This window comes from Pukyongia salina (assembly GCF_002966125.1).
In the GTDB taxonomy this organism is placed as follows: domain Bacteria; phylum Bacteroidota; class Bacteroidia; order Flavobacteriales; family Flavobacteriaceae; genus Pukyongia; species Pukyongia salina.
Genome location: NZ_CP027062.1, coordinates 1,591,608 through 1,618,202 on the forward strand (window position 1 = coordinate 1,591,608; position 26,595 = coordinate 1,618,202).

Below are 26,595 nucleotides of genomic sequence, written 5' to 3' on the forward strand. Positions count from 1 at the left end.
TTTTCAGAAACCGAATTAGGTTTATTACTCCTTAGGAGCAGATTGTTAGGTTAAAAGTACAACAAATAAATAGTCATTTTGGGTATTCTAGTTGTCACACCCGGCTAGCACGGCAATTAACTGGTCTGCCATTTCCCTTGCTTTTATGGAATAGAAGGTTCGGGTGGCGTGAACAGACTCTACTTCGAGTTGTTCCAGAGTGCGCGTATACGATTTCTCGGTTAATGGTTCTACTCTATCGCAATCCATGAGCCGGATAAAGCGGTTAATGGCAGTTTCCATTTCCAAAAGGTTGGCTTCTGCTTCAAACTTGATACGTTTCTGTTCGCTTAGTTTTATCTCTTTTTCGCGTTGTAGCTTTGCCTGCAATTCTTTTTGTGCCTTTAGCTGGGCTTCCAGGGCCTTCTGCTTTCGCAAGAGTTGTTCCTGTTGTGCGAGAAGCTCCTGTTCTTGTGTGATCAGGTTGTTTTCGTCTACGATAAGGCTATAGGTTGGATCGGGTTCGTTACAAAGATCAAGCGAAATAAGGATGGATTTTATGCTACTTAGCGCACTTTTCACATAGAATCTGGACACCTCAAATTTGTCCTTTTCGAGGGCTTTGCTTAAATAATCCAGGGTGTCGTAGCTGGCATTATTTGCTTCGGTACAGCCGCAGTTTTCTGTAGCGGCAAATACTTTTTCCACAGCTTCCTGTGCTCTTAACGAGTATTGTTTCAGGTGCTCCAGGTTGTTCGATGCCAGCGCTTTTTCCGAATGCTCTACCGCATAGGTAGCATTTTGATAGGCATCGCCACATCGCATGGCATTGCCATATATGGAACAGAAACCAAGAAGTAGGAGTAGGGTAATTTTACTTTTCATACGCAGATGGAATTTTATAAGTCGGAAAAATGCCAATAAAATCGATAAAAAGCAAAATAATTCGATGAAATACCTTTAAATTAACATTTCAGCAATTTAAATTCTTAAAATTACCAAATTTAGGAAGTGTTACCAATGGCTTTTAGAGTTTTGAAATATGAGTTATCATATAATTTATCGCCAATTTATTACTTATTTACCTAACTTACACTGAGTTATCATGGGTTGAGATTTGAATCTGTGTTAATGAAGTTTTCAACTAACTAATAAATTATGAACCTCACTACGCGTCTCACTGTTGCGTTGCTGTTTATGGTCTCAACCATCTATGGACAGACTTCCTATACTATTTCGGGCAGGATATTAGATTCTAATAATGATGCCATTACTTTTGCCAATGTACTCCTTATGAAGGTTAGTGATTCCACCTTTGTAAAAGGTGCGGTTACAGACGAGAGCGGCGCCTATATTCTTGAAAGTATACCAGCTAACACATACTACGTAGAGGGCTCTGTAGTTGGTTTTCAAACAGCCAGATCTGAAGCCTTCACCCTTAATGCGGACTATACGGTTCCGGTACTTGTGATGACTGAAGGCGAAGAACTTGGCGAAGTTGTCGTTCAGGCAAAGAAGCCTTTATTCACGCAAAAAGTAGATCGGTTGGTGATCAATGTGGAGAATAGTATTGTCTCGTCCGGAGGGACTGCTCTGGAGGTGCTTGAACGTTCTCCGGGAGTGGTGGTAAACAGGCAGAACAATGCCATATCCGTGGTTGGAAAAGATGGAGTGGTGGTGATGATAAACGGAAAGACCAGCTATGTTCCCGCATCATCACTTGTACAGTTGCTGGACGGGATGAGCGCCGATAATATCGAATCCATTGAACTGATCACTACACCTCCGGCAAATTTTGATGCTGAAGGGAATGCCGGTTTCATCAATATAGTACTTAAGAAAAATGCCAATCTGGGTCTAAACGGGTCCTATTCGCTTTCGCTGGGGTATGGAAAAGGGTTGGTGTCTAACGACAATATTAATTTTAATTACAGGAAAAATAGATTTAATGTCTTCGGAAGTTATTCGTACCGTGTGGACCAGAGAGAGCAGCTGTTTAAAACCAGCAGAGAATATCGGGAGGATGGCGACCTGCTGTCTACTACCTCCAGGACCGATAGGGAACCAGATCAGCAAAATCACGGACTCCGATTGGGAATGGATTACCAAATTTCAGAAAAAACAATTATAGGGACCATTCTCACGGCCTTCGATAACAAATGGCAGATGGATGCCTTTAATAGTAGTTTCGATGCTGTGAACGGGATGCCAACTTCTTTCGTGGAATTAGCAAATACCGAAACCAACCAGTTAAAACATTTCGGAGCTAATTTCAATATAAAACACGAATTCACTAAGGATGAATTTGTGAGCATGGATATAGATTATCTCTTTTACGAATTCGATAATCCAACAGATTATACCAATACCTTTTACGATGCAAATATGATGTTCTTACGAACCGAACTTTTGCAAAGCAGGAAAGAAACGCCACTTTCAACCTGGGTAGGAAAGCTCGACTATAATAACAAGATCAATGATAACTTAAAGGTGGAGGCCGGAGCTAAAGCAACCAAGAACGATTTCGAGAATGATGTTTCTGTGGCCAATGAGATTGATGGGATGTTTGTGTTCGATCCTACTTTAACCAATTTTAGCGTATTGGATGAGAAAATTCTGGCGGCCTATGGGTCTGCAGAGTATACTATCGATGAAAAGACTTCGGCTAAGGCGGGCCTTCGATATGAGTATACAGATTCCAGGCTGGATGTGGATACGCAGGGCAGGGTAGTAGACAGACAGTTTGGGAAATGGTTTCCATCTATCTTTCTAAGCAGGACCCTTACCGAGAATTTAAGCATGAACCTATCCTACTCCAAACGTATTACCCGGCCAACTTTCAATGATCTGGCTCCTTTTGTGATATTTTTCGAACCCAATACGTTCCTCTCGGGAAATGCGGGTCTTCAACCGGCCATTTCGAATACCTACAAGTACGATATTACGTTTAAATCGTATTTCCTGTCCTTTCAATATACCGATGAGGATGCGACCATTGCCAATTTCCAGGAACGAATAGATCCGGACACCGGGAGATTGATCTTCGAGGCAGCAAATCTGGACTATACCCGAACTTTTTCCATTATCGCAGGGATACCGGTAAAACTCACCAAATGGTGGCGAACCCAGAACAATTTAACCTACGTACGCCAGAAAGTTCGATCCTTTTACCTGGGAGTACCCATTGAACAGGAACTGGGAATCTTTTCGGCTAACAGCACCCATTCGTTCAAGGTTTCGGATAGTTTTTCGGCCGAATTATCCGGATTTTACAATGGCCCGGGATTCTTCGGAAATGCGCGTTACGATGAATTCTACGCTATAAATATTGGGCTTCAGAATAAATTTAGCGACAAGTGGGGATCACTGAAGTTCTCCATCAATGATATTTTCGATTCCCTCGAATTTAATGGAGGGACCAACCTTCCTGAGCAAAATATCAATACCAGGAATACCTTCGATTTCAGCAACCGTACCTTTACAATTACCTATAGCAGGAATTTTGGAAACAGAGACCTTAAATCTGCCAGGAATCGCGAGACTGGTTCGGAAGCCGAAAGAAGACGGATCAACTAGGGCAACGCAACCGCCGTATGTACTTATTACTGGCTTATTTTACTATATTTAGCCCATGAAGCGGTCGATTCTTACTTTTATCTTGGCACTAATGTTACTGCCTGTTTCCGGTATTCTGGGACAGGAAGAGATCAATTGGATGGATATAACCCAACTGGAAGCCGCTATGGCCAACGAGTCTAAACCGGTGTTTTTCGATGTGTATACAGATTGGTGCGGATGGTGCAAGCGGATGGATAAGACAACCTTTAAGCATCCTGAAGTTGTGGCTCTCATCAACGAAAAATTCCATCCTGTGAAGTTCAATGCCGAACGCAAAGAGAGTTTTAAGTTCCAGGGTTTCGATTTTAAGTTTGTGAAAAGCGGAAGGCGGGGTTATAATGAGTTCGCTGCCGCCCTGCTGAATAAAAGCATGAGTTACCCAAGCTATGTGGCGTTAAACGAAAAGTTTGAGCGGATCACCATCATAAAAGGGTACCAGACTTCCGAAGAATTATTAAAAATACTGGATTACCTGGGGAACAAACATTACATAGATAAGACCTGGCAGGAATTTAAAGATGCCAGGAATGGGGAATAACCGGAACACATATTTCAATTTAAAGCATAAAAAAGGAAGACGTAGGGTCTTCCTTTATAATTTTTTCTGAAGGAATTATTCTATGCGGACATAGTTTTCGGAAGATTCCGGGTTTCCTTTACTGTCCCAAACGATCTGGCTGTATCGTTTTTCTCCCAGATCGAGTTCGAATTTAAATACCTGAACCGTATCTACAATACGCATCATGGCATCGGAAGCATATTCCAGTTGCTCATGCAGCATTCCGTCTTTAACTTCGTATGAGCCATAGCCGAACCACTCGTTAGAATCGGCCGGATTAAAACGCGTCCACATTACTTTTCCCTTGGTGTAGATCTTAACTTGTCTGTAACCATTCAAATTCATAATTGTATCCTTCACCTGACTGTTTTCGTAAAGAAATTGATGTTCGAGCTCCCAAACTCCCTCAATGGACAGAGCGTTGTCCTGGGAATTGTTTTTGTCTGCAGAAATAAAGGCGAGCGCCCCAATTACGCAACAGACCATTAAAATTACTTTTTTCATATGAGTGCCGATTTAGTTGATGTCCTAGAAATAACTCAATTAAGGTACGAAAAAACAATCAATTTAATTAGTAACAATTTGGAATAATTGGCAAGATCAAAATAATAGGATTGTATCAAGGAGAGCTAAAAAGAAGTATTTTTGCATCTTCAAAGCAGCACTATGATAGAACAAATTCGAACCCGACGAGCCGTATATCCCACCCAATACAATTTGGAAGAAATTACTAAAGCCGAACTCAATACCATACTGGAAGCCGCTAACTGGGCTCCAACACATCGCAGGACCGAACCCTGGCGATTTAAGGTATTCTATGGGGAATCGAGGATCGAATTAGGCGAATTCCTGGCTAGGAAATACAAAGAGACCAGTGAAAATTATAGCGCCTTCAAACATATGAAGATATTGGAAAAAGCAGAACGATCCGGATGTGTAATGGCTATATGTATGCAGCGGGATCCTGCGGGATCGGTTCCGGAATGGGAAGAGATCGCGGCTACAGCCATGGCCGTACAGAATATGTGGCTTACGGCCCATTCGATGAAAATTGGAACATACTGGAGCAGTCCGGCGTATAAGGAATTTTTGGGAGAACATGTTTCTTTGTCGGAAGGGGAACGATGTCTGGGGTTCTTTTATATGGGTAAATACGACGGGCAATTACCTCCAGGGGAACGAAAAACCCCGATCGAAGAGAAGACGAATTGGATCTAATAGATCTGGCGTTCATAAAGCTGTTCTCATACTTACAAGAAACAAACCCTTTTAGGGAAGAATAATTACACCAACAGAACGTTATGAAGTTCCTCATTTATGAAAATGATTCTATATTTGCAGGAGTTTAAAAAACAGTAGATGAAGCATAGGCGGAAGATGATGATTATAGGGATTTTAATCCTGGTAGTTCTTATCGTTGATCAGGTATTAAAATTTTACGTAAAAACAACATTTCCACTGGATGGTGGGTTCAGGATGCTGGGTCTGGATTGGGCGCAAATTAAATTCACCGAGAATTACGGGATGGCTTTTGGTCTCGAATTAGGTGGGAAGGCCGGGAAGATCATTCTGGGCGTATTCCGAATTATAGCCGGCTCGGGTCTATTGTATTACACCTATAGCTCGCTGCGACAGGATAAGAGATTCTCCTTTGTGATTTCCCTTGCGTTGATCACGGCAGGAGCCATCGGGAATATTATCGATGGATTATTTTACGGAGTAATTTTTTCTGAATCGACTACCATTACAACCGCCAGTTTTATGCCTGAAGAAGGAGGATATAGTACCTTTTTCGACGGTCATGTAGTGGATATGTTCTATTTCCCGATCATTGAGACCTACTGGCCCGAATGGGTTCCCTTTGTAGGAGGAGAGCTGTTTAAATTCAATAACTATATCTTCAATTTTGCCGACCTCTCAATAACCGTGGGAGTTATATGGATCATTTTCCTGGGTGCTTTTTCGAAGAAATTCTCCCTATAGCCTAAAACAACAGCGATCGAAATTCCCAGACCTTCCAGCAGAACAATCCAAGGAAGACAAAGGTGGCGAAAAGCTTCATAAAGGTTGAGGCCAAAAATCCAATAAACGAACCAAAAGCTGCTTTAATAGCCTGAGGCCCCTGAGTTTGATTGAAAGCAAGCTCGCCTACCAGGGCTCCCACAAATGGCCCTATAAGTATCCCGAAGGGAATAGGAGCAAGAATCCCCACGATAAGCCCAATGAAGGTGCCCCAGGCACCAGCCTTGCTGCCGCCAAACTTCTTGGTTCCAAGTGCAGGAATGATATAGTCCATTATATAAATACCTATTGCCACAACTCCGGTAATGATAATGAAGGTCCAATCGAACTCTATAGAAGGAGCCAGGTACAATACGATAAGGCCCAGCCAGCTAATAGGAGTACCGGGAATAACAGGTAAGATGCTACCAACAATACCTACCAGCATTAAAATAAAGCCAACAATCAATAAAATAATATCCATAAGCACTCATTAGAAGATAAAAATACGCTTCTGTTACATTTTTATAACTAAATAATTAGTTTAAACTAAAAAATTAGTTATATTTGAAATGTAAAACTAAGTGATTATGAAACAACTTACCAAGGCAGAAGAGGACATCATGCAGATACTATGGGATCTGGGAGAGGCCAACGTAGCCGCTATCATAGACGAACTACCCAAGCCAAAACCAGCCTATAATACCGTATCGACCATTGTAAGGATTCTCGAAAGTAAGGACTTTGTGGACTATAGGAAAGAAGGCCGGGGGCATATTTATTTTCCCAAAGTAAAGAAGGAAGAATATAGTAATCAGTCTATAAATAAACTGGTAGACGGATACTTTCAGGGTTCTTTTAAAAGCATGGTATCCTTCTTCGTTGAGAAGAACGACATTAGTATTAACGAACTGGAGGCGATAATGAAGGAGATCAATAAAGACGAAACATCATGATACATTATATCTTACAAACCATAGCATTCCAATTACTATTTTTATTGGTTTACGATCTGTTTCTAAAGCGAGAAACTTTCTTTAACTGGAACAGGCTTTATCTGTTATTTACTCCATTATTGAGTTTGCTATTGCCCTTTGTGCAAATTGGTGGGATTAGGGAGGCTATCCCTCCGTCCTACACAGTACAACTACCAGCCGTTTTGGTAGGAGGGACCCAAACATCTAATGCTGCGGCGACTGGCGGATTCGAATTTCCCTGGATGGCTCTATGGCTTACCGGATTGCTTGTGAGCATTGGTTGGTTTATCTTCAAGTATTTCAGGATACGGAAGATCAGGGTTCAAAGCAGTGATTGGCAGCATCCTAAAATGAGGGTTAAACTCATTCCCGGGAGCAATTCGGCTTTTACCTTCTTTAGTACTGTGTATTTAGGAGCGGAACTTTCAGAAAAACAAAGAGAGCATATTCTACTTCACGAACAAATCCATGTAGAGGAACATCATACCTGGGACCTCATCCTCTTCGAGGTGCTGCGCATTGTATTTTGGTTCAACCCCTTGGTATATGTATTTCAGAAAAGAATTGCCGCCTTACACGAATTTACTGCCGATAGAAAAGTAGCTATGGCAAAAGAACGAAATGCTTATTACCAGCAGATGTTGTCTCAGGTTTTCCAAACCGATCATATTTCATTTATCAATACATTCTTCAATCATTCATTAATTAAAAAACGAATTATTATGTTACAAAAATCAAGATCAAAACGAATTTTTCAGTTAAAATACTTACTTATTCTACCCGTAATATGTGGAATGTTAGTGTACACTTCCTGCGCGCAGGAATCGGATATCGCAACTAACGAAACGGACAATGCGAATAATTTCGTAAACGGTACCAACAGCGAAATACTGGATAATATAGCCAGTTTACAGGAAGCTATCGCTTCGCAGGGAGAGCTTACCGCCGAAGAGAAAAAAGCGCTTAAACTACTTTACGTGAATGCAGGTTCTAAGGGGGCAGATAATTTGCATTTCGACAGTAAAGGAGGCGATCAGGATAAACTGGCCTTTGCCGCCATAGACAAGGTTCCTACCTATCCGGGTTGCGAAGGACAAACTAACGAGGCGGCCAAGAAATGCTTTACCGAAAAAGTGGCCGGATTTGTGGTTCAGAATTTCAACACCAAGGTTCCTAAGGATTCTCCCATAACCGGGAAACAGCGTATTGCGGTTCATTTTACCATAACCAATACCGGGAATATAGAGAACGTACGCGCCAAGGCCGAATATCCACAATTGATCGATGAAGCGGTGCGCGTGGTAAAAATGTTACCTAAAATGGTTCCAGGGGAACACAAAGGAAAGAAAGTGAATGTTGAATTCGCCTTACCTATAGTCTTTGAAATGGACTAATATTTATAGCAGTGATTATTACAGGCCGGACTCTCCCCAGTTCCGGCCTTTTTTCATATACATGTTTCGTTAAAATTTGTACTTTCGGAGGGTATTCAAAAACAATGAGAACAATCCTCTCCATATTGACACTCTGTATCCTTTTTTCTTCTTGTGATTATTTTGAAACCAGGAAAATTTCTTCTGAAACGTTTTACGATGAAGAGCTAAAAACGATCAATTGGAACGATGTGGACCAGTACCCGGTGTTTAAAGAGTGTGAACAGATTTCAGAAAAAAAAGAACAACAAATATGTTTTAGCGAGGTACTGAAAAATTCACTTAAGCGGGTAGCATCCTACAGTGGGATTGCAGTAAGTCGAGAAGTGAATGATACTGTGTGGCTTAAATTCGATATTTCCGAAACAGCCCAATTAAGCGTTAAGGAGATTGAAATGGATAGTGTAACGTCTCAAACGTTTCCACTTCTCAAACAAGCTTTACTGGATATGACAGACTCCCTTCAATTGATCGCTCCGGCCACTAAACAAGGAATACCTGTTAGAACTGCGTTCAGCCTGCCGATCGTAATAGAAACAGAATCTTTATAGACCGAACTTATACCCTACGGTAAGATCTATTGGAAATTCTCCGTTGCTATCCACACCCAACCCAACAATATCATTGTAAGTAATAAATAGCTGTCCGTTCCCTAAGGCAATATCTGCACCCAATCCAAAAGTGGCCGGTGCCGAAAGATCGCCACCGCTTTTTGAGAAGAACTCAGGCTCACCTGGCATCCCGAAGTTCTGGTTGGGAAGGTCATCCCTCGAAGAATGAGTGTATGCCACAAATTTTCCATTTACAAAAACATCGACCGTGCTGCTTTTTACAAATTTAAACCTGTAATTAAGTGAGAATTGTGAGGCATTGTATTTATAATCGCTGTTCTCGAAGGTTTGTTTAAATCGCAATACCACCGAGTGTCTGCGCAATTTAACCTCGTCTATGAGCTCTAGATCTGCCCCTACAACCAGTAAACTGGCATTGGTAGGATTGTCTGTAAATATAGCATTCGAAATACCGGCAAACGGTCCTAACCTTAGTTTTAAAGCTATACTCTCGGTAGAATCGTTATATGCAGGATCTACTCTTTTGTTATAATTTCTGAAATAATTCCTCAGGCTGGCTAACGTAAGTTTGGTCTTGTCTATGTCACCCGGCGAATCTTTGGTGAACAGCCGTAATACATCCTTGTACTCCTCACTATACCCATTATCGTTACGGGTATTTTTCAACTCGGCGATGTCATTCCCTTTTTTTATGAAATAACGGTAGTCTTCGCCAATAGTATTCCATAGAAGTTCGATGGTACCATCTACTTCAGTCTTGAGAGAATACGTTTCACCATCGACCGTGTATTGCTGTTGTGCAAAAGCGTAGGAACAGCTGGCCAGAATAAATCCGAAAATAAGGAGTAGGCGTTTCATATGGGCTAGATTTGATTCGGTTAAAGGTAAAAAAAATATTGAATTAGCGCTTAAATTCACGCCCCTTCCAGGTGTAGCCACCAAAAAGGCTTCGGAAGGCTATATAGGTGGTTATGAACGGGTAGAGCAGATATGCAAAGAAAAACAACTCCAGATTCACCTTTTCGGGAGCATACTTCACCTGTTCTTCTATAAAAACCTGATCCATAAAGAATTTTATCATGTAGATGATGAGGTAGACGGCAATCCCATCCCAGTTAAAGATCATAAAATAGACAAGGCCTGCCAACATCCAAAGGTTCATTAGGGTAACAATGATCCCAATTGTAGTTAAATGGGGACTACCTACATTAGTAGTCTTCGATGCCCACCGGGTACGTTGTGAGATCATTTCATCCCAACTTTTAACGGCCTTTGTCTGTACCACAGACCTTGGATCATTATTGAAGATCACATACTTGGGGTATTGTGAACTAATCTTGTGCAGTAAGAAAAGATCGTCTCCACTGGCGATATGGTTGTTTTCTGCATACCCTCCCAATTCCCTAAATACTTGCTTTGAGAACGCCAGGTTGGCACCATTACACAGTAAAGGCCTGTTCCAGCCAAAACCTCCTTTGGTGACGCCCTGCATACTTAAAGTCTCAAATTTCTGAAAGGCCAGCACCATATCTTCACTTTCCGGGATCGCAACAGGGCCGCAGACCATTTTTGGGCTATGGTTGTGGATGATGGTATTAAAACCATGGAGCCAGTTGGCAGGCAAGAGGCAGTCTGCATCGGTAGTGGCGATCCATTGGTAAGAGGCGATCTCTACGGCTGTGGTGATGGCGTCCTTTTTAGGTGATTTACTTTTCCGCACATTTTCTATCACCTTCCACGAGACAGGTGAATGGGTAAGGCTTTGAGAGATGATCTGCACCGAATCATCCTCAGATTGGTCGTTCACCAAAATTAGTTCAAATTTATCGAGGGGGTAGTCTATTTCGGAAATAGACCGTAACAAGGCAGGTAGATTTTCGGCCTCATTTCTAAATGGTACGATAATGGAAAAATGTTCAAAGGGAAGGGATTTTTCAGAAGCAGAACGTTTCAGTCTCCAATTTCCTATTGCCAGGAAGAGAAGTACGAATCCGTAGAGTGCGATCAATATAAACCCCGCGTAGATCATGCTGCGACCGGTTTAAATTTGACTACATAGTAAGTCCCTATTAGGGCCGGGATCACAAAATTGAGCACCCACATGGCGGTAGCAGCGCCCAATACCGGTAACTCATCCACGCCAGCGAACGAAAATATCCAGATCGCAACGCCTCCTTTAATAGCTACATCCAGGAAAATAAATGTGGGAAGTACCGAAGCCAATAAATACATGGCAGTGATGAGCGGGATAGCCTTGAAGAGATCCAGTTCAACTCCCAGGAAGAGCAGGATCAGGTAGAATGCAGACGCAAAAACCAGATAGCGCAATACCGATAGTAAAAACACCTGCAACTTTATTGCCCCTGGTATATTCTTTACATATTTGATGATCTTTTGCAGGCTCAGTCCCTTTACGATGAGTTGTGTTTTTCGGAAGTAATAACCAGAGACGATCAACAGCAATACCAGTATAAAAATTGCGATGGGTTTCCATAAACTTACAGCTACTCCGTATTGATTTAGAAAATAAATCAGGCCGGGTATCCCAAAAAGTATCGTGACAAACATTTGCGCCGTATTGGACACCAGCTTGAGCAGCATCACTTTTTTTCGCTTCTCCGGGCTATAGAAGAGTGGCTTTACTCCATATTCTCCCAATCTGTTTGGTGTCCATAATGAAGCTGTAAGTGATGCCAGGCATTGTTGCATCGATGATTTAAAAGAGATCTGCTGAAGCGGCTGTACCAACAATTGCCATTTTCGTATCTCCATGGCCCAGTTGAGGATAGCCATAAAAAAAAAGAGAAGTATATACAATAGATCAGCATCTTTCATTTGATTTGTAAACGCACTGATGGTTTGATTGTTGGTGTCTGCGAGCCGATCGAAAATAAACCAGAAGGTGGCGGTTAGTATCAAAACTTTTAGGGCAATCAACCCATAATGCTTAGATTTGTTGGAAAGGTGCATCATCTATGGCTAAAGTAGTGAATTCGGAAAAAATTATTCTTGGAATTGACCCCGGAACTACGATCATGGGTTTCGGACTCATCAAAGTTGTTGGTAAAGAGATGCAGTTTCTTCAGCTAAATGAACTAAAACTATCCAAATACGACGACCATTACCTACGGTTAAAATATATTTTCGAGCGAACTGTAGAGCTCATCGATAATTATCATCCCGATGAGATCGCGATTGAAGCACCCTTTTTTGGTAAGAATGTTCAGTCTATGTTGAAACTTGGGAGAGCGCAGGGTGTCGCAATGGCAGCGGGCCTTTCCAGACAGGTTCCTATCACCGAATACTCCCCGAAAAAGATAAAAATGGCCATTACCGGAAACGGAAATGCCAGTAAAGAACAGGTGGCGAAGATGCTGCAAAGTTTGCTTCAGCTAAAAGAACTCCCCAAGAACCTGGATAGTACAGATGGTCTGGCCGCAGCCGTTTGTCATTTCTACAATGCCGGCAAGGTGGATGTTGGAAAGAGTTATACGGGTTGGTCTGCTTTTGTAAAGCAAAATGAAGATAGAGTAGAATAGTCGTGAGTGAACGATCCACATATTGTCACAATTGCGATACCCCAGCCACCGGGAATTATTGTTCCAGTTGTGGACAAAGGACTACTATCCATAAAGTTACGTTCAGGGATACTTTTCAGGATTTTTGGGACTTTATCTTTTCTGTGAATGCCCCTTTCTTCAAGACAATAAAATGGTTGATTATAAACCCGGGAAAATTATTACGGGAATACCTGGCGGGCAAACGGAAAAGTTATTACAAGCCCGTGGCCTTTTTCCTGGTAATGACGGTGGTCTACCTGTTGTTTCGATCTCTAATTGGGTACGATCCCTTTGGTAATACAACCTTGAATGTTACCGATGAAACACAGCGGCAATTGCTTACCGAGGCACGGAATTTCATGCTGCTTAATATCGATAAGCTGCTCTTTGTTTTTGTATTTACTATGGGCTTTTTTCTGAAATTGTTTTTTTATAAGAAACGCAGTCTTGCCGAATTCCTTGCCGTTTCGTTCTACCTGATCGCTGTGTATACGATCATCACCACCCTGAATATGTTCTTTATTCAATATGTAGATTCGCAGGTGCAGTACCTGGCCATACTAGTGATGTTGATCTATTTCTGCTACGCGCTTATCTCGTTCTTTCAAAAACAGAAAATACTGGTCCTTCTGAAAGCCATTATTGTGTATTTCATTAGCTTCATTTCCTATGGCTTACTGGCTTTCGCTATTTCGTTCCTTTTTGTTTACCTCAAGCAATTATAGATTTTGGGAATCTATATCCACATACCTTTTTGTAAGCAAGCCTGCCACTACTGCGATTTTCATTTTTCTACCTCCCTTAAGAAAAGAGATGAAATGGTAGAAGCTATTTGTGAAGAACTACGGATAAGAAAAGCAGAAATAAATGGAAGTGTGGAAACCATTTATTTTGGAGGCGGGACACCTAGTTTACTTAACAATGATGAATTAGAAAAGATTTTCGCTGTAATTAGCGAGCATTACAAACTTGCCGAAGAGCCGGAAATTACACTGGAAGCAAATCCAGACGATCTTACGCCGGTGCGAATACAGGAATTGGCAAGATCTCCGGTAAACAGGCTTAGTATTGGGATCCAATCATTTTTCAGGGAAGACCTGGAATTGATGAACCGTGCTCACACAGCTGCTGAAGCCCTGGAATGTATCACGGAAGTAAAAAAACATTTCACAAACTACAGCATAGATCTTATTTACGGTATTCCGGGGATGACCAAGGAACGCTGGAAAAGCAATCTTAAAACGGCCTTTAACTTCAACATCCCCCATTTAAGTTGTTATGCCCTCACGGTGGAGCCTAAAACCGCACTAAAAGCCATGATCGCTAAGGGAGAAGTGGCAGCTGTTGATGATGAAATGGCTCAACTACATCATTCGATCTTAATGGAAACCTCCGAAACCCTGGGATACGAGAATTACGAATTTTCCAATTTTAGCAAGCCAGGTTTTTATTCGAAGAACAACATGGCGTACTGGCACGGGCGATCTTACCTGGGGATAGGCCCTTCGGCACATAGCTACAACGGGAAAGTGAGAAGTTGGAATGCAGCCAATAATAACCTGTATCTTAAGAGTATACAATCAGGGGAATTACCGTTGGAAAGAGAAGTACTTTCATTGGAAGACAGGTATAACGAATATGTGATGACCCGTCTGCGAACGGCCGGGGGAATAGTGATAAAGGAAGTAGAGAAAAATTTCGGGATAACGTTTAAGAACTATCTCCTGAAGCAAGCCGAAATGCATCTTGCAAATAAATTATTGTTGAAGGAAGCAGACGTTATCAGGGTGAGTAAACAGGGAAAATTCCTGAGTGACGGGATCGCGGCCGATTTATTCTTAGTAAATTTATAGACCGGAATGGCAATAACCCCTGTTATGAATGCAACTTACGATCTTATTGGGTTAAATTACAATGCGAGCAGGAATGCAGACCCTCAAATATTTGAAAGGCTGCTTTACCATCTGTCTCCTGCAACCAACGGACTGTACCTTGACATTGGATGCGGCACGGGAAATTATACAAAAGAATTTGCCAAACGTGACTTTCAGTTTATCGGTGTAGATCCCTCTATGACAATGCTTTCTGTAGCAAATGCTAAAACTTCTAATGTGACCTGGCAACAGGGTTCTGCTGAAACTATTTCACTGCCTTCCGAAACTATCGATGGGGTAATAGCCACGCTCACTATTCATCACTGGGATAACTTAGAACAAGGATTTAAAAGGCTTTCTGAAGTCCTTAAACCTGAAGGTAAAATTGTGATCTTCACCTCAGATCCTGCGCAAATGAAAGGATATTGGTTATGCCATTATTTTCCTGAAATGATGGAGGATTCTGCGTTACAAATGCCCACTCTTGAATTAATAGAGCAATTACTTCTGAAATGTGGTTTGACGCTCGTAACCATCGAAAAGTATTTTATCGATCCGAATTTACAAGACCTGTTCCTTTATTCGGGCAAGCACCATCCCGGGAGATATCTCGACCCGAATTTCAGGCGAGGAATATCGTCGTTTTCATCCCTTGCAAACGAGACCGAAGTAAAAGAGGGTTTACTTCAATTGGAAGCAGATATTGAATCGGGGCAGATCGATGAGATCATTTCTAAGTACGAGAACAACCTGGGCGATTATTTATTTATTTCAGTAAAAAAAATAGTATGATAGCATCTCTGGAACATGAAAACATTACCTACACAGTCGACCTGTCCAAACCCCTGGACATTTCCATTCCGTTGGAGGGTTCATCACGAAATCCAATAGCATGGAATCTTGAAAAGCCAAGGATCGAACCGGTGACTACAGAAGAATGGACGGCCAGCGTTGCGAAAGGAGCAGCAATTAATTTCAATAATATTTATTTTAATCCGCATGCACACGGCACCCATACGGAGTGTCTGGGGCATATTACCGAAAAAGTGCACTCGGTTCAGAAATCATTAAGCTCATATTTCTATTTGGCCACGGTAATTTCGGTGGCACCCGAATTGAAGAAAGGTGATTTAGTAATTTCCAGAAAACAATTACATGGCATACTCAAAGGGAAATCAAACAAGGCACTTGTATTAAGAACCCTCCCTAATACAATCTCAAAGAAATCTCAAAAATACACAGATACTAATTGGCCATATCTGGAAGAAGGTGCCGCAAAGTATATTAGAGAGATGGGCGTAGACCATTTGTTGATCGATCTGCCATCGGTTGACAAGGAAAAGGACGGAGGTAAATTAAAGGCACATAAGGCCTTTTGGAATTACCCCGAGGCACCTCGATTAAAAGCGACCATTACAGAGTTTATTTATGTGTCGAATAGAATCAAGGACGGGACATATCTTCTCAATTTACAAACCGCACCTTTTGTGAATGATGCCACCCCAAGTAGGCCGGTACTTTATAAAATAATATCGCAATGAAAACTGTATTAAAAATAGAGGAACTGGCCCAATTTATACTGGGGATCGTTTTGTTTAGCTTACTGGATTTCTCCTGGTGGTGGTTTCCGGCTCTAATTCTCATACCGGATATTGGCATGTTAGGATATCTTATAAATAGCAGGATCGGTGCGGCCACGTACAATATTTTTCATCACAAAGGCATTGCCATAGGGATCATTCTGGCAGGCTATTATCTGTCGATGCCAATTTTAAGCCTTGTAGGGATCATACTGTTCTCACATTCGGCTATGGATAGGATGTTTGGATACGGACTGAAATTCGCAGACAGTTTTAATAACACCCATCTGGGTACTATAGGTAAGAAATAATATGGAGCAACTTTTCTTAGGATTGGCAATAGGGGCGATAGTAGCTTATTTCGTCTTTGTACGGTTTAACAGCGACAGGAAAAAAAAGAGATCCCAGGCCCAATCGGTTGTGCTGATGGAACGTATCCGAACCGTATGTAAGCTAATAACCGTGGAGGGAGATTTTTCGGAGATCTATCATTATGAGAATTTAAAAAGTAAATGGGTGAATCTGCTGCTGGGTAAGAAAAAGGCCTTGGTAGTAATTGAAGCAAAAGCCTATGTGGGTTTCGATCTAAGCAATCTTAAGATAGAAGCTGACGTGGCTAAAAAGACAGTTACGCTAAGTAATTTTCCGAAGCCAAAATTACTAACAGTTGAAACAGATTTTAAATACTACGATAAGAAAGACGGTTGGGCAAATCCGTTCACAGCAGCCGACCTCACCGAGATAAATAAAGAGGCTAAAAATCATATAATCGAGAAGGTACCCGGCAGTGGATTATTGGAAGAAGCGTCCAAGCAAGCTATAGACACCATACAGCTAATGGAGAAACTTGTAGAGACAATTAGTTGGAAATTAGACTATTCTGCCTTATTATTGGATCAGAATGACCCTAAATCACTACAAGAAACTAATGAAGAATCTTAGCCTGATCCTTTGTTTACTGGCCTTTCCCTTGGTTTTTGGCCAGGATTACGCTCGAATAGACGCCACCATCGAGCTTTACCCGGAATCTTTTGAAGATATAGAGGATCTTTCGGCTATGATAAGCCGCGATTTTCATAGCGATGAAGAAAAGGTGAGAGGTATCTACAGCTGGATCATAAAGAACGTGGCCTACGACCCAGACGAGTATAAAAAATTCAACTACAACTTTAAAAATTACAGGGAGCGGAACGGTAAAGAAGAAAAAGTTCGCGAACAGACCATCGAACGAACCCTAAAGGAAGGTGTTGCTGTATGTGAAGGTTATGCGATGCTGTTCGAAAAACTCTGCAATATGCAGGGGATATCAAATTACCTGGTGCGTGGAGATATTAAGACCCATTTTAACGATATAGGGCGGCCTTTTAAGAAAATACATATGTGGAATATTGCGGTGATCGATGGCCAGGCCTATTTGTTCGACCCTACCTGGGGAGCGGGAAAATACCAGGGAAAATTTATCAAAGAACCCACTTATTTCTATTATAAGACTCCGCCTAAATTATTTATCAAAACGCATTATCCAGAATTGGAGGAAGATACCCTTCTGGGGTCCATGATCTCCAGAGAAGTGTATGCAAACTGGCCCCTGGTAATAGTGGAGGAAATGTCGTTGGATGATGTTGAAATGCCACTGTCGGGTATCATTGATCCCGAATCCAGCTTGGGGCAGGTAGATTTTGGGGTACGTTGGGATGAAGATGTGGTGGTGTCTTATTCCTTCGGAAGCGACCCTAGGGAGGTTGAAGCGGAAAACCAAAACGGACTAATACGATTTAGTATTCCTTTTGAGCTGGGACAGCAGAATTTGCTGATCTATTTTGATAACGAGCCGGCTCTGGCCTTTAAAATAAAATAAAATGAACATTGAGGAGTTTCGGGATTACTGCCTGGCGAAAAAAGGTGTAACGGAGTCTTTTCCGTTTGGTGAGCAAACTCTGGTATTTAAGGTGATGGGAAAAATGTTTGCGCTGGCAGGTCTGGAAAGGATCCCCGCTCAAGTGAATCTAAAATGCGATCCCGAACGTTCTGCAAGTCTTAGGGAACAATACGACGGCCTTATTTACGGAGCCTTCCACATGAGCAAGTTACATTGGAATACTGTGGAAATCGATAGCAATGTTCCAAGAGATCTTATCCTCAACCTGATAGATCATTCCTACGATTTGGTGGTAGGCGGACTTACCCGAAAACTCAAAGACGAACTATCAGGCCTGTAATTATTGTTTTATTATTTTCACGGCATTGGTAAGTCCGGAAAGAACAGGAAGAAAATAAGAAGTGAATAGTGAGTGGTGAATAGTGAATAGAGGCCTTATTTAAACCAACAAAAGTCTGGGACCAATTTGAAAAACCAAATAACAAGCACCAAATCATAAATAAATTCCAATATCCAAAAGTTTATATATTAAGTATTCGTCATTGATTATTATTTGTTTTTTGAAAATTGTGATTTGTAAAAATTGAGTAGTGAAGAGTTAGTAGTAAATAAAAAACATATTATTAAAATTAAAGTCAGGGCGCAGCCCTGCAAGTCTTCGGTGCAGAATATGCGAAGAAAACTTCGAGATTCAGGAGCAAAGCGACGCGAAGTTTTCGAGCGGTTTTTGCTGAAAGCAAAAAATTCCTCAGCGAAGTGCCCTTTCTTTTGCTTCGTTTTCTTTAGGCATGTAAAGAAATTGAAGAAGACAATAAAGGCAATGGTAAAAAGTACATGAAATAACTTTTTTGATGTGAGAAGTGAGTTGTGAGAACCAAAAAGAGATCTAAAAATAAAAGAAACTTAAACCAATCACCATCCCTACCCGCAAGACATATCGGCAACGATCTTCCATTCTCCGTCGATCTTCTTGAATATGATCATAAAGATTCCATTGGCATCGCCAACTGGGCGTGTAAGGAAAAATTCGCCCATCACCCAATAACTACCTTCACTTATCTTACTAATATCGTTCAATTTAAAATTGAGTGTTCCCGAATGATCTTTGGTGGGATACCCTTTTTTATAATTGGCAAGGGTTTGTTCCCAGCCATAGGTAATACCCCTGCTGCCATAAAATTTTAGACTGTCACTTTTCCAGTAACCCTGCATAAATCCTTCCAGATCGTTATTAGACCAGGCCACACGCTGCTTTTCGAGCACATCACGAATTGCCTGTTTATCGTCCATTTCAGACTGTGAATACGTATTGAGGCTGATAATTGCGAATATTAGTAAATAGAAATATTTCATGATCTCAAAATTTGATTCAAGATACGTAATTCCACATTTTTATGATGTAAGGGGGAAGTTAGAAGTGAGGAGTGAAAAGAAATTAATTCCAAGCAAATAAATTCCAATATCCAATAGTTTAAATATTAAATATTGATCATTATTTGTTTTTTGAAAATTGTGATTTGTTAAAGGTGAGTAGTGAAAGGTGAATAGTGAGAGGTGAGTAGTTGATAGAACGATAGTAACTATCATCTTTGTTCTTTTCCTTTTTTTGCCCCTCCAAAAAAAGGAGTAAAAAGGAGGCCTCTTCTAAGGTATTTTCAAAACGGCTTTTGCGTTTTGAAACCGGTTCCAAAACTCCGCGTCGCTTCGCTCCTGAATCTCGGAGCTTTTGTTCACCTATACTAACGAAGAGGAGTTTTCCGGCTACGCCGGAACTAAATTTTATATTGTGAGGAGTAAATAGAAATCTGCATAGTATGTCAGTAATTGCGCCTCAGCGGCGATTCCTTAAAATTCAATGAATCGGAGCGTTAAGCGCTTGGTGCTGTTTGAGGCGGCTTGCCACCGAGTTCAGCAAGCGTAGTGGAGATGAAGTAGTAATTTTAGGAAACGTTGGTGCAGCGCTAGACCTTTTTGGTACTTTTTACGGCAATGGTAAAAAGTACATGAACTAACTTTTTTGATATGAGAAGTGAGTGGTGAGGAGTGAATGCTGAATAGAGGCCTTATCTAAATCAAAAAAGTCCGGGACTGAAATTGAAAAATCAAATACCAAGCACCAAAGCAGAAATAAATTCCAACTAACAAGCACCAAATTTCAAATAAATTCCAATATCCAATAGTTTAAATATTGCAAATTGAATATTGATCATTGATTATTATTTGTTATTTGTTTTTTGAAAATTGTGATTTGTTAAAGGTGAGTAGTGAATAGTGAGAAGTTAGTGGTAAATAGTGAAAAGAGAAACTATTTAAACTAATAAAAGTCAGGGCGCCGCCCTGCAAGTCTTCGTAGAACATTAAAAATCCTTCCGGCTGGATTTCATCTTAATAAGCCAGGCGGGGATGAGTACCCATAAAATGAGAACGCTCAGTGATAGAATCACCCCGAATGTGGTTCCGAAGAATTTTTGAAACAAAGCTCCGGTGTATCCCATAAGGGCAGAGATGTCTAATTTGAGTAGTATTAACACCCTGGATAGGTCGATGGGATTGAACATGGTGGCTGTAAGAGAAAAAGTGTCCAGGGGATAATCTTCAAAGATCATGAGTGACATCAAAAAGAAACCATCGTAAATAACAGCCATAAATAACCACAGCAATATCGCGTAACCAAATCCTTTAATCCGGTTTTCATTACTTAAAGCTATGTTGAACGACAGGGCTGTAAAGATGAGCGTTAGAAAGGTGCCGGTAATTAGCAATAAAGAAAAATCCCAGATAGCGTCGGAGCGAAATATCCCATAGAAAAGAAAGGGGATTCCCAGACCAATGATAAGGCTCATGGAGAGCGAGAGGGCCACTCCCAGATATTGCCCCAGGAATATGGACGACCTCTTTACAGGTTGGGCCAATAACAGGCCGGTAAATTCTTTCGAATTATAATAATACATCACCCCAAAGATGGTCCCTATTAGCGGTACTAGAATGATGATCACGTTCATTAAAGTGATCACGGCCTTGCTAACATTGTTATTTAAAAACAGCAGCACAAAACCAAGGAGTAAATAGAATACAAAATAGACGTAGCTCCAACGGCTGCGCATGAGATCGTAAAAGCTGTATTTCAATATCTTAATCATAACTCTTGGTTAAAATAGACGCAATTGCGTGTTCGAAATCGGGTTGTTGGGTTTTTTCCTTTAAGGCTGCTATGGTTCCTTCAAAATAGATCTTTCCTTCCAGCAGGAAGACAAGTTCGTCTGCTACCTCTTCCACAAAACTCATGATATGAGAGGTGATAATAATAGTCTTTCCTTTTTCTTTTTCTGAAGCGATTAATTCTTTGAGTCTAATGAGGGAGATAGGATCCAGACCCGAAGTGGGTTCGTCCAGAATAACGATTGGGCTGTCGAACATAAACGTAAGCAGGATGTTTACCTTTTGCTTGGTTCCCCCGGATAGATTTCCTAATTTCTTATTTAAGAACGGTTGCAGCTTGAAAAGCTCGATAAGTTGGGCCTCATTGGCTTTTCTGCTTCGCCGGAGATCTTTGATCATTCGTATTAATTCCTGCACGGTAAGATTATGAGGGAAATTGGCAATCTGGGGAAGATAATCTATCGTCGACCGGTATTTCCAATCCTTTTTTATGGATTTTCCTTCCAGGAATATATCCCCTTTATTAGGAATCACCATTCCCAGTATGCTTTTTATAAGAGTGGTCTTTCCAGATCCGTTTGGGCCCAGAACAGCAAGAATTCGGTTTTCCCCAATGGCGAGGTCGACACCCTGGAGCACCTCGTTCTTCCCAAATCTTTTATGTATATTCTTAATTTCTATCATGTACAATTTGTTTCATCCTGGGTCTAATATCCAATAGGTTGTCGGGTGTGAATACCGGGGATACTTTTTCAGAAAAATCTATAATATCCACAAATAAACTTCGAAGGAGAATGATGGCTTCAGGGGTTCTGTTTACAACGTAAGAGAATAATTTCACAGGGCGATAGGGGATATCTCCCACACCATCCTTGTCCAGGTCGTAACCGGTATAACTGCTCCAAAAGTTCCCTTCAAACTTATTGTCGTTTAGCTTGCTATTGTAAGAGAGATCGAACGAATTGTAAAGAAAATTGTTTTCCTTAAAATTGTTTGTATAGCATGCCCCGCGAAATTTAATTGCCCAACCGTTCCCTATAAAATCGTTGCTGCTGTAGGTGACTCTGTTAGATCCCTCTATGTTAATTCCAACCGTATTTTGCTGAAAAGTATTTCCCTTGATCTCCGAATCGTTGATCTCCTTTAGTAACATGCCGTAGGCTGCAGCTCCCCAGTTGTTTTTAAAGGTATTTTCATACATTTTTATTCCTTTTGAAAACATTACAGCCACGCCAGCACCATTGTCCTCGAAGGTATTGTGTGAATACAGATCGTTATTTGAGAACATGAAGTGTAAGCCGTAGCGAAGGTTTTCCGAACTCCTGTTGTTGGTAATGGTGCAATCGTCTGAAAATTCCAAATAGATGCCATCCCGAACATGTGTGATGATGTTTTGGTCTATTTCGATATTATTGCTGTACCAGAGTTGTATTCCGTTTCCCGAATTATATTCTTCCTCCGCATCGCCTATGATATTGTTGTGGTAAACACGTCCATTCCTGGCTTTTTCCAGGTAGATTCCGAAGAAGAGTTTTTCCAAGACTAGATTCTGTATTAGAAAATTCTCGCTTTTTATCACACGCACTGCCGCATAATCCACGGTATAACTGGTGCCCACATTGATAATAAAAAGACCGTCTACTGTTACATTATCAGCAGTAATAGTGATGATCTCCCCCTTAAGCTCGCCGTCGATAACCGGATAATTTTCCCCTTTTAATACAAGAGGTTTATCTATAAGGATATTCACCTCTTTATAAGTTCCCTTTCGCACCAGTACAGTATCATACTCCCGTGCCATCTTTACACCTTCCACTATGGTACTGATCTCGCATTTCTTACATACAACGATCGTATCGGCCAGCAGGATATTAGCTGTAAGACCTATGAGGATAGTTACTATGTAATTTTTTAAATTCACTGTAGAAGGCAGTTGCTTATCTTATAATTAAGAATTTCGAGTTCTCTATAGCTAAGAGATGGTGAGGTTCATTAGCAGGGAAGGAAAAGGTTTCCTGCCGTTTTATATTATATTCCTCGTTTTGTATAAAAAATTTAATTTTTCCCTCGAGCATAACAAGCAATGCATCTCTGGGGGAGGTATGTTCGGGGAAGTTATGTCCCTTCTCCAGGGTAATTAGTAGGGTTTCAGCAGTTTCAGTTTTAAATATTTTCTGAACTGTGAGCCCATTGTGGCTTGCTTTCTTTATCCGGTCCTTTATTTCTAACATTTTTACAACTCTTTAAAGTATTGGAGTAATTCATTCCAGGAGTAAGTTTCCCCTTTTTTATTCTGAAGTATCGCCTCTGCTTCGGCCTTTGTACTAAGGGCCGAAAGATTTGCACCCATCGGGCTTGGCATTTCTTCAGAAATAATAAAGGTTGCAGATTCTGCCTCAATAAGACTTTCGGGAAGGTTGTAATCGCTTACAAGTAATAACCCCACATCTTCTTCGTCTACACCACTCAGGTAATTTATAAGGCATTCGGTAGCATCAAAATTATAGGTCTTCCCCTTATCGTTAACAAATTGCGCCGCGTGTTGCCTGTCTACAATGGTCATTCTACAAAAGTGACAGGATTGCTCTCCGTAGGCAATTTTACCAGGGCTAACCTGACAAGAAAACAACAAAGCTATAACAGGTATAAAAAGAAATTTTCTCATGATGTGGCGTAAATTTTAGATTTTTCAATAGACATGGCTTTCCTGTTCTTCCACCCTATAAACGCAGCAAGAAGTGTTAACATCATTCCTATAAACATCATCCATGCGCCGGTAGCAGGTAGGGAAGTAACATCAAAATTCAACATCTTTGTATGTCCAAACAAAGGAGGTTTATACGTCATTGGGGTACCGTCCGGATTGGCGAGTTTCATGATCGCATTTGGGTCGAGATTGGTTCCATAATCTACCATCCAGGCGTTGAAGTCGTACATGCCCAGAATTCCCAGAACAGACATTAGGACAAACCACCCCAAAAACCATTTGTAGTTCACTTTTTTTAAGTACCCCAATAGTCCGGTAAGAACGCCAAGAGCGATCATTACTCCTATCACCATAGGAAAGGTGCTAAATTCCCACATTTCTTCTGGTTTAGGGAGTGTTTTCATACCGATATAGTGATTGAGGCCGTCTATATTTTGTATATCGAACTCGTTAACATCACGAATTCCGTCTATATGTATATGTATACCTAACGGATCTGGATATTGTGGGGCTCCTAGCATTATTGTCCATAATGGGAATGTATAGAGACCTAGTAAGAAAAGCGGACCGATCATCATGATCAAACTAGCTTTTTTCATGGTAATTCAATTTTAGTTACATGCATTTTAGAGGCAGGTTTAGTAATTTTAGAAAGAAGGCGGAAGTGATAAACTTCCGCCTTTAGGAAATAGTACCAATCACTAATTAATAAATATTTCCTATTCAAAATAAACTAATCATCTCCGAGTGACCAGGATAATTTAATATTGGATGATGCAGGAGAAACTCTTACATATCCTTGCATTTCCTGGTGAAGTGCAGAGCAGAAATCTGTACAGTAGAATGGCCATACACCCACCTGTTTTGGTTCCCAGATCGAGGTTTTAGTTTGTCCAGGCATTATGAGTAGTTCGGAAGTATTCTGGCCTATCATAGAAAATCCGTGAGGTACATCAAAGTCCTGTTCGTGATTTGTAATATGGAAAAATACCTTGTCGCCAACCTTTATACCTTCAATATTATCTGGTGTGAAGTGGCTGCGAATCGTACTCATATAAATATGAACTTCATTTCCTTTACGTTCAACTCTGGCATCTGCCGGGTTAGTTACAGCGTAAGGGTGTTTGTTCTCATCCAGTCTATAGATCTTTTGAGATTTTGGCGCCAATAGTTCGGCAGGGCAACCTGCTGCGTAGTGAGGCTCACCGTGCGTTGGGAAATCATAGATCAACTCCATTTTATCTCCGGAGATATCATAGATCTGTGCCGAATGTTCCATTTCCGGTCCGGTTGGCAGATAGCGGTCCTTGGTGATCTTGTTCATTGCTACCACATACTTTCCAAATGGTTTTCTCGAATTACCTCCGGGGATCATTAAGTGACCAACAGAGTAATAAGTAGGCTTCCTGTCGATTACTTCCCAGGTACCTAATTTCCATTTAACTACTTCAGAAGAAATAAAGAACGTAGTATACGCATTTCCCTTGCCGTCGAATTCTGTGTGTAATGGGCCTAAACCACCACTTTTCACTGTACCTGCAAGTACATCCTCGAATTTTAGGATGGGAATACCGTAAGCTTCTCCATCGTATTTCTTACCATCGATAGCCGCGATCATCTTGTCGAACGAATGCACCGTTAGATCTGCCGATAGTTTACCATTCCCAATAATATACTGTCCGGATGGATCTACATCACATCCATGAGGAGATTTTGGTGTAGGTAAGAAGAATACCGCACCCGGTACTTCCAAAGGATCTACAGTTAACACCTCTTTTTTCATAGTAGAAGTTCCTGTATGTGTGCCTTCGTCGTACACATTATGTGCATAATTAGCAGGCATTTTGGTTCCACCGCCATTGTTCACATATTCTTCTATTTTCTTCCAGTTTACTGCGGCAATGAAATCTTTATCATTCTGAGATGAATTTACTTCCATTAGCGAGTTTGCCTCTTCGGTATTATAGGTTGTAAAGAAGAACCATCCGTGAGATTTACCCCGACCGGGATGTGAAAGGTCATAGTTAAATCCGGGCATCAATAGCTGGAATTTTATATCCATATGACCGTGTTCCGGCTCTACGCTAATAAAAGACAGCGCCCCTTTGAAGTTACTTTTGTACTCATTAATAGGCATATCGCGTTGCGGTACAGGTACCGAAAAACGAGTTCCGGCTACCACATATTCTGTATTTTCCGTAATAAAGGACGAACTGTGGTTACCTGCACTGTTAGGGATTTCGATGATCTCTTCAGTTTCGAAAGTTTTTAAACTAATTCTGGCGATCCTGGGAGTATTGTTCCCATTGATAAAGATCCATCGCCCGTCAAGTTCTCCATTAGTTTGCGAAATGTCCGGGTGGTGAGCATCATCCCAGGGAATGAAACCATGAGACGTGTTCAGCATGGGTTTGGTTTCTTCAGAATATCCATATCCCGAAGTTGGGAATTGTGAGAAAACAGGTATTTCCTTAAACATTCTACCCGATGGCAGGCCGTAAACTGTTAAGTTTCCGCTGTAACCTCCGGATAGGAAAGCATAAAACTCGTCCTGTTCGCCTGGGGCTACATATACTTTTTCAGCAGCGCTGGAGGCTAATGCCCCTTTGCCCGAATTATTCGCACCTTGCTGGCATCCAACAAAAAACAGAGCCAGAGCCGCAATTGCACCTAAATAATATTTTGATTTATTCATGT

Annotated in this window: 30 protein-coding genes; 16 read left to right on the forward strand and 14 right to left on the reverse strand. The window is 41.1% G+C overall.

Features of this window, described 5'->3' with window-relative positions; translation table 11 throughout:
* Positions 1 to 87: 87 nt before the first annotated feature.
* Positions 88 to 864, reverse strand: coding sequence for a hypothetical protein (locus C5O00_RS07095; RefSeq protein WP_105216174.1), 777 nt, complete (start codon positions 862 to 864; stop codon positions 88 to 90).
* 273 nt (positions 865 to 1,137) lie between these two features.
* Between C5O00_RS07095 and C5O00_RS07100 the strand changes: the two genes are divergently transcribed.
* Positions 1,138 to 3,555: an outer membrane beta-barrel family protein gene (locus tag C5O00_RS07100; protein ID WP_105216176.1), complete on the forward strand. Its 2,418-nt coding sequence runs from the start codon at positions 1,138 to 1,140 to the stop codon at positions 3,553 to 3,555.
* 55 nt (positions 3,556 to 3,610) lie between these two features.
* A complete protein-coding gene (locus C5O00_RS07105; protein ID WP_244592956.1) occupies positions 3,611 to 4,135 on the forward strand; it encodes a thioredoxin family protein in 525 nt (174 codons plus the stop codon).
* Between the two features lie 75 nt (positions 4,136 to 4,210).
* Here C5O00_RS07105 and C5O00_RS07110 read toward each other — a convergent pair whose 3' ends face one another.
* On the reverse strand, positions 4,211 to 4,660 hold the full coding sequence (locus C5O00_RS07110) for a hypothetical protein (protein WP_105216178.1): 450 nt from the start codon (positions 4,658 to 4,660) through the stop codon (positions 4,211 to 4,213).
* A 162-nt stretch (positions 4,661 to 4,822) separates the two neighbouring features.
* On the opposite strand from C5O00_RS07110, the gene C5O00_RS07115 reads away from it, so the two are divergent.
* Together C5O00_RS07115 and C5O00_RS07120 are read left to right on the forward strand one after the other, a co-directional pair.
* Positions 4,823 to 5,374 (forward strand): nitroreductase family protein, encoded by a 552-nt coding sequence (locus tag C5O00_RS07115; RefSeq protein WP_105216180.1) that lies wholly within the window; start codon positions 4,823 to 4,825, stop codon positions 5,372 to 5,374.
* Positions 5,375 to 5,515: 141 nt separating this feature from the next.
* A complete protein-coding gene (locus tag C5O00_RS07120) occupies positions 5,516 to 6,139 on the forward strand; it encodes a lipoprotein signal peptidase (protein WP_244592957.1) in 624 nt (207 codons plus the stop codon).
* Between the two features lies 1 nt (position 6,140).
* On the opposite strand, the gene C5O00_RS07125 is transcribed toward C5O00_RS07120, so the two are convergent.
* Positions 6,141 to 6,641 carry a DUF456 domain-containing protein gene (locus tag C5O00_RS07125; protein WP_105216182.1) on the reverse strand — a complete coding sequence of 167 codons (501 nt, stop codon included), beginning with the start codon at positions 6,639 to 6,641 and terminating at the stop codon, positions 6,141 to 6,143.
* Positions 6,642 to 6,747: 106 nt separating this feature from the next.
* Here C5O00_RS07125 and C5O00_RS07130 point away from each other — a divergent pair, with 106 nt between their 5' ends.
* The 3 genes from C5O00_RS07130 to C5O00_RS07140 all read left to right on the forward strand — a co-directional run bounded on the left by C5O00_RS07130 (position 6,748) and on the right by C5O00_RS07140 (position 9,118).
* Positions 6,748 to 7,113 (forward strand): BlaI/MecI/CopY family transcriptional regulator, encoded by a 366-nt coding sequence (locus C5O00_RS07130; RefSeq protein ID WP_105216184.1) that lies wholly within the window; start codon positions 6,748 to 6,750, stop codon positions 7,111 to 7,113.
* Positions 7,110 to 8,528, forward strand: a complete 1,419-nt coding sequence (locus tag C5O00_RS07135; protein WP_105216185.1) for a M56 family metallopeptidase — start codon at positions 7,110 to 7,112, stop codon at positions 8,526 to 8,528. Before C5O00_RS07130 ends, C5O00_RS07135 begins: the two co-directional genes overlap by 4 nt.
* A 104-nt stretch (positions 8,529 to 8,632) precedes the next feature.
* Entirely contained in the window at positions 8,633 to 9,118 is a 486-nt protein-coding gene (locus C5O00_RS07140; protein WP_105216187.1) for a hypothetical protein, read from the forward strand.
* Here C5O00_RS07140 and C5O00_RS07145 read toward each other — a convergent pair.
* From C5O00_RS07145 to C5O00_RS07155, 3 genes are read right to left on the reverse strand one after another with little or no spacing between them, the layout of a single operon-like run.
* On the reverse strand, positions 9,113 to 9,997 hold the full coding sequence (locus C5O00_RS07145) for a hypothetical protein (RefSeq protein ID WP_105216189.1): 885 nt from the start codon (positions 9,995 to 9,997) through the stop codon (positions 9,113 to 9,115). The genes C5O00_RS07140 and C5O00_RS07145 overlap by 6 nt on opposite strands.
* Positions 9,998 to 10,040: 43 nt before the next feature.
* Positions 10,041 to 11,168 carry a glycosyltransferase gene (locus C5O00_RS07150; protein ID WP_105216191.1) on the reverse strand — a complete coding sequence of 376 codons (1,128 nt, stop codon included), beginning with the start codon at positions 11,166 to 11,168 and terminating at the stop codon, positions 10,041 to 10,043.
* On the reverse strand, positions 11,165 to 12,112 hold the full coding sequence (locus C5O00_RS07155) for a lysylphosphatidylglycerol synthase domain-containing protein (RefSeq protein ID WP_105216193.1): 948 nt from the start codon (positions 12,110 to 12,112) through the stop codon (positions 11,165 to 11,167). The genes C5O00_RS07150 and C5O00_RS07155 overlap by 4 nt, the downstream gene beginning before the upstream one ends.
* 14 nt (positions 12,113 to 12,126) lie before the next feature.
* Between C5O00_RS07155 and ruvC the strand changes: the two genes are divergently transcribed.
* The 9 genes from ruvC to C5O00_RS07200 are packed head-to-tail and all read left to right on the forward strand — an operon-like array spanning position 12,127 to position 18,372.
* On the forward strand, positions 12,127 to 12,678 hold the full coding sequence (gene ruvC, locus C5O00_RS07160; protein ID WP_105217595.1) for a crossover junction endodeoxyribonuclease RuvC: 552 nt from the start codon (positions 12,127 to 12,129) through the stop codon (positions 12,676 to 12,678).
* 2 nt (positions 12,679 to 12,680) lie between these two features.
* On the forward strand, positions 12,681 to 13,424 hold the full coding sequence (locus tag C5O00_RS07165; RefSeq protein WP_158676796.1) for a DUF3667 domain-containing protein: 744 nt from the start codon (positions 12,681 to 12,683) through the stop codon (positions 13,422 to 13,424).
* A complete protein-coding gene (hemW, locus tag C5O00_RS07170) occupies positions 13,425 to 14,552 on the forward strand; it encodes a radical SAM family heme chaperone HemW (RefSeq protein ID WP_105216197.1) in 1,128 nt (375 codons plus the stop codon). It abuts the gene before it with no gap.
* A gap of 6 nt (positions 14,553 to 14,558) precedes the next feature.
* Positions 14,559 to 15,365 (forward strand): class I SAM-dependent methyltransferase, encoded by an 807-nt coding sequence (locus tag C5O00_RS07175; protein WP_244592958.1) that lies wholly within the window; start codon positions 14,559 to 14,561, stop codon positions 15,363 to 15,365.
* Positions 15,362 to 16,114 carry a cyclase family protein gene (locus tag C5O00_RS07180; RefSeq protein ID WP_105216199.1) on the forward strand — a complete coding sequence of 251 codons (753 nt, stop codon included), beginning with the start codon at positions 15,362 to 15,364 and terminating at the stop codon, positions 16,112 to 16,114. Before C5O00_RS07175 ends, C5O00_RS07180 begins: the two co-directional genes overlap by 4 nt.
* Entirely contained in the window at positions 16,111 to 16,464 is a 354-nt protein-coding gene (locus C5O00_RS07185; RefSeq protein ID WP_105216201.1) for a DUF4260 domain-containing protein, read from the forward strand. Before C5O00_RS07180 ends, C5O00_RS07185 begins: the two co-directional genes overlap by 4 nt.
* Before the next feature lies 1 nt (position 16,465).
* A complete protein-coding gene (locus C5O00_RS07190; protein WP_105216202.1) occupies positions 16,466 to 17,095 on the forward strand; it encodes a DUF4230 domain-containing protein in 630 nt (209 codons plus the stop codon).
* On the forward strand, positions 17,082 to 18,011 hold the full coding sequence (locus tag C5O00_RS07195; protein ID WP_158676797.1) for a transglutaminase domain-containing protein: 930 nt from the start codon (positions 17,082 to 17,084) through the stop codon (positions 18,009 to 18,011). Before C5O00_RS07190 ends, C5O00_RS07195 begins: the two co-directional genes overlap by 14 nt.
* Position 18,012: 1 nt before the next feature.
* Complete coding sequence (locus tag C5O00_RS07200) at positions 18,013 to 18,372, forward strand: MmcQ/YjbR family DNA-binding protein (protein WP_105216207.1); 360 nt, start codon at positions 18,013 to 18,015, stop codon at positions 18,370 to 18,372.
* Positions 18,373 to 18,953: 581 nt separating this feature from the next.
* Here the strand turns inward: C5O00_RS07200 and C5O00_RS07210 are convergent.
* The 8 genes from C5O00_RS07210 to nosZ all read right to left on the reverse strand — a co-directional run bounded on the left by C5O00_RS07210 (position 18,954) and on the right by nosZ (position 26,593).
* Entirely contained in the window at positions 18,954 to 19,385 is a 432-nt protein-coding gene (locus C5O00_RS07210; protein ID WP_105216211.1) for a YybH family protein, read from the reverse strand.
* Positions 19,386 to 20,389: 1,004 nt separating this feature from the next.
* A complete protein-coding gene (locus tag C5O00_RS07215) occupies positions 20,390 to 21,172 on the reverse strand; it encodes an ABC transporter permease (RefSeq protein WP_105216213.1) in 783 nt (260 codons plus the stop codon).
* Positions 21,165 to 21,875 (reverse strand): ABC transporter ATP-binding protein, encoded by a 711-nt coding sequence (locus C5O00_RS07220; RefSeq protein WP_105216215.1) that lies wholly within the window; start codon positions 21,873 to 21,875, stop codon positions 21,165 to 21,167. Before C5O00_RS07220 ends, C5O00_RS07215 begins: the two co-directional genes overlap by 8 nt.
* On the reverse strand, positions 21,862 to 23,112 hold the full coding sequence (locus tag C5O00_RS07225; protein WP_317046412.1) for a nitrous oxide reductase family maturation protein NosD: 1,251 nt from the start codon (positions 23,110 to 23,112) through the stop codon (positions 21,862 to 21,864). The genes C5O00_RS07220 and C5O00_RS07225 overlap by 14 nt, the downstream gene beginning before the upstream one ends.
* A 16-nt stretch (positions 23,113 to 23,128) precedes the next feature.
* On the reverse strand, positions 23,129 to 23,422 hold the full coding sequence (locus C5O00_RS07230) for a cupin domain-containing protein (RefSeq protein WP_105216217.1): 294 nt from the start codon (positions 23,420 to 23,422) through the stop codon (positions 23,129 to 23,131).
* Positions 23,423 to 23,424: 2 nt separating this feature from the next.
* Positions 23,425 to 23,856 carry a nitrous oxide reductase accessory protein NosL gene (locus tag C5O00_RS07235; RefSeq protein WP_105216219.1) on the reverse strand — a complete coding sequence of 144 codons (432 nt, stop codon included), beginning with the start codon at positions 23,854 to 23,856 and terminating at the stop codon, positions 23,425 to 23,427.
* Entirely contained in the window at positions 23,853 to 24,497 is a 645-nt protein-coding gene (locus tag C5O00_RS07240) for an LPXTG cell wall anchor domain-containing protein (RefSeq protein ID WP_105216220.1), read from the reverse strand. The genes C5O00_RS07235 and C5O00_RS07240 overlap by 4 nt, the downstream gene beginning before the upstream one ends.
* Before the next feature lie 134 nt (positions 24,498 to 24,631).
* Positions 24,632 to 26,593, reverse strand: coding sequence for a Sec-dependent nitrous-oxide reductase (gene nosZ / locus C5O00_RS07245; protein ID WP_105216221.1), 1,962 nt, complete (start codon positions 26,591 to 26,593; stop codon positions 24,632 to 24,634).
* Positions 26,594 to 26,595 lie beyond the last annotated feature (2 nt).

Excerpts from the sequence above, each read along its gene's own strand:
- C5O00_RS07095 (WP_105216174.1), bottom strand. The coding sequence starts at position 864 with ATGAAAAGTAAAATTACCCTACTCCTACTTCTTGGTTTCTGTTCCATA.
- C5O00_RS07100 (WP_105216176.1), top strand. The coding sequence starts at position 1,138 with ATGAACCTCACTACGCGTCTCACTGTTGCGTTGCTGTTTATGGTCTCA.
- C5O00_RS07105 (WP_244592956.1), top strand. The coding sequence starts at position 3,611 with ATGAAGCGGTCGATTCTTACTTTTATCTTGGCACTAATGTTACTGCCT.
- C5O00_RS07110 (WP_105216178.1), bottom strand. The coding sequence starts at position 4,660 with ATGAAAAAAGTAATTTTAATGGTCTGTTGCGTAATTGGGGCGCTCGCC.
- C5O00_RS07115 (WP_105216180.1), top strand. The coding sequence starts at position 4,823 with ATGATAGAACAAATTCGAACCCGACGAGCCGTATATCCCACCCAATAC.
- C5O00_RS07120 (WP_244592957.1), top strand. The coding sequence starts at position 5,516 with ATGAAGCATAGGCGGAAGATGATGATTATAGGGATTTTAATCCTGGTA.
- C5O00_RS07125 (WP_105216182.1), bottom strand. The coding sequence starts at position 6,641 with ATGGATATTATTTTATTGATTGTTGGCTTTATTTTAATGCTGGTAGGT.
- C5O00_RS07130 (WP_105216184.1), top strand. The coding sequence starts at position 6,748 with ATGAAACAACTTACCAAGGCAGAAGAGGACATCATGCAGATACTATGG.
- C5O00_RS07135 (WP_105216185.1), top strand. The coding sequence starts at position 7,110 with ATGATACATTATATCTTACAAACCATAGCATTCCAATTACTATTTTTA.
- C5O00_RS07140 (WP_105216187.1), top strand. The coding sequence starts at position 8,633 with ATGAGAACAATCCTCTCCATATTGACACTCTGTATCCTTTTTTCTTCT.
- C5O00_RS07145 (WP_105216189.1), bottom strand. The coding sequence starts at position 9,997 with ATGAAACGCCTACTCCTTATTTTCGGATTTATTCTGGCCAGCTGTTCC.
- C5O00_RS07150 (WP_105216191.1), bottom strand. The coding sequence starts at position 11,168 with ATGATCTACGCGGGGTTTATATTGATCGCACTCTACGGATTCGTACTT.
- C5O00_RS07155 (WP_105216193.1), bottom strand. The coding sequence starts at position 12,112 with ATGATGCACCTTTCCAACAAATCTAAGCATTATGGGTTGATTGCCCTA.
- C5O00_RS07175 (WP_244592958.1), top strand. The coding sequence starts at position 14,559 with ATGGCAATAACCCCTGTTATGAATGCAACTTACGATCTTATTGGGTTA.
- C5O00_RS07180 (WP_105216199.1), top strand. The coding sequence starts at position 15,362 with ATGATAGCATCTCTGGAACATGAAAACATTACCTACACAGTCGACCTG.
- C5O00_RS07185 (WP_105216201.1), top strand. The coding sequence starts at position 16,111 with ATGAAAACTGTATTAAAAATAGAGGAACTGGCCCAATTTATACTGGGG.
- C5O00_RS07190 (WP_105216202.1), top strand. The coding sequence starts at position 16,466 with ATGGAGCAACTTTTCTTAGGATTGGCAATAGGGGCGATAGTAGCTTAT.
- C5O00_RS07195 (WP_158676797.1), top strand. The coding sequence starts at position 17,082 with ATGAAGAATCTTAGCCTGATCCTTTGTTTACTGGCCTTTCCCTTGGTT.
- C5O00_RS07200 (WP_105216207.1), top strand. The coding sequence starts at position 18,013 with ATGAACATTGAGGAGTTTCGGGATTACTGCCTGGCGAAAAAAGGTGTA.
- C5O00_RS07210 (WP_105216211.1), bottom strand. The coding sequence starts at position 19,385 with ATGAAATATTTCTATTTACTAATATTCGCAATTATCAGCCTCAATACG.
- C5O00_RS07215 (WP_105216213.1), bottom strand. The coding sequence starts at position 21,172 with ATGATTAAGATATTGAAATACAGCTTTTACGATCTCATGCGCAGCCGT.
- C5O00_RS07220 (WP_105216215.1), bottom strand. The coding sequence starts at position 21,875 with ATGATAGAAATTAAGAATATACATAAAAGATTTGGGAAGAACGAGGTG.
- C5O00_RS07230 (WP_105216217.1), bottom strand. The coding sequence starts at position 23,422 with ATGTTAGAAATAAAGGACCGGATAAAGAAAGCAAGCCACAATGGGCTC.
- C5O00_RS07235 (WP_105216219.1), bottom strand. The coding sequence starts at position 23,856 with ATGAGAAAATTTCTTTTTATACCTGTTATAGCTTTGTTGTTTTCTTGT.
- C5O00_RS07240 (WP_105216220.1), bottom strand. The coding sequence starts at position 24,497 with ATGAAAAAAGCTAGTTTGATCATGATGATCGGTCCGCTTTTCTTACTA.
- nosZ (WP_105216221.1), bottom strand. The coding sequence starts at position 26,593 with ATGAATAAATCAAAATATTATTTAGGTGCAATTGCGGCTCTGGCTCTG.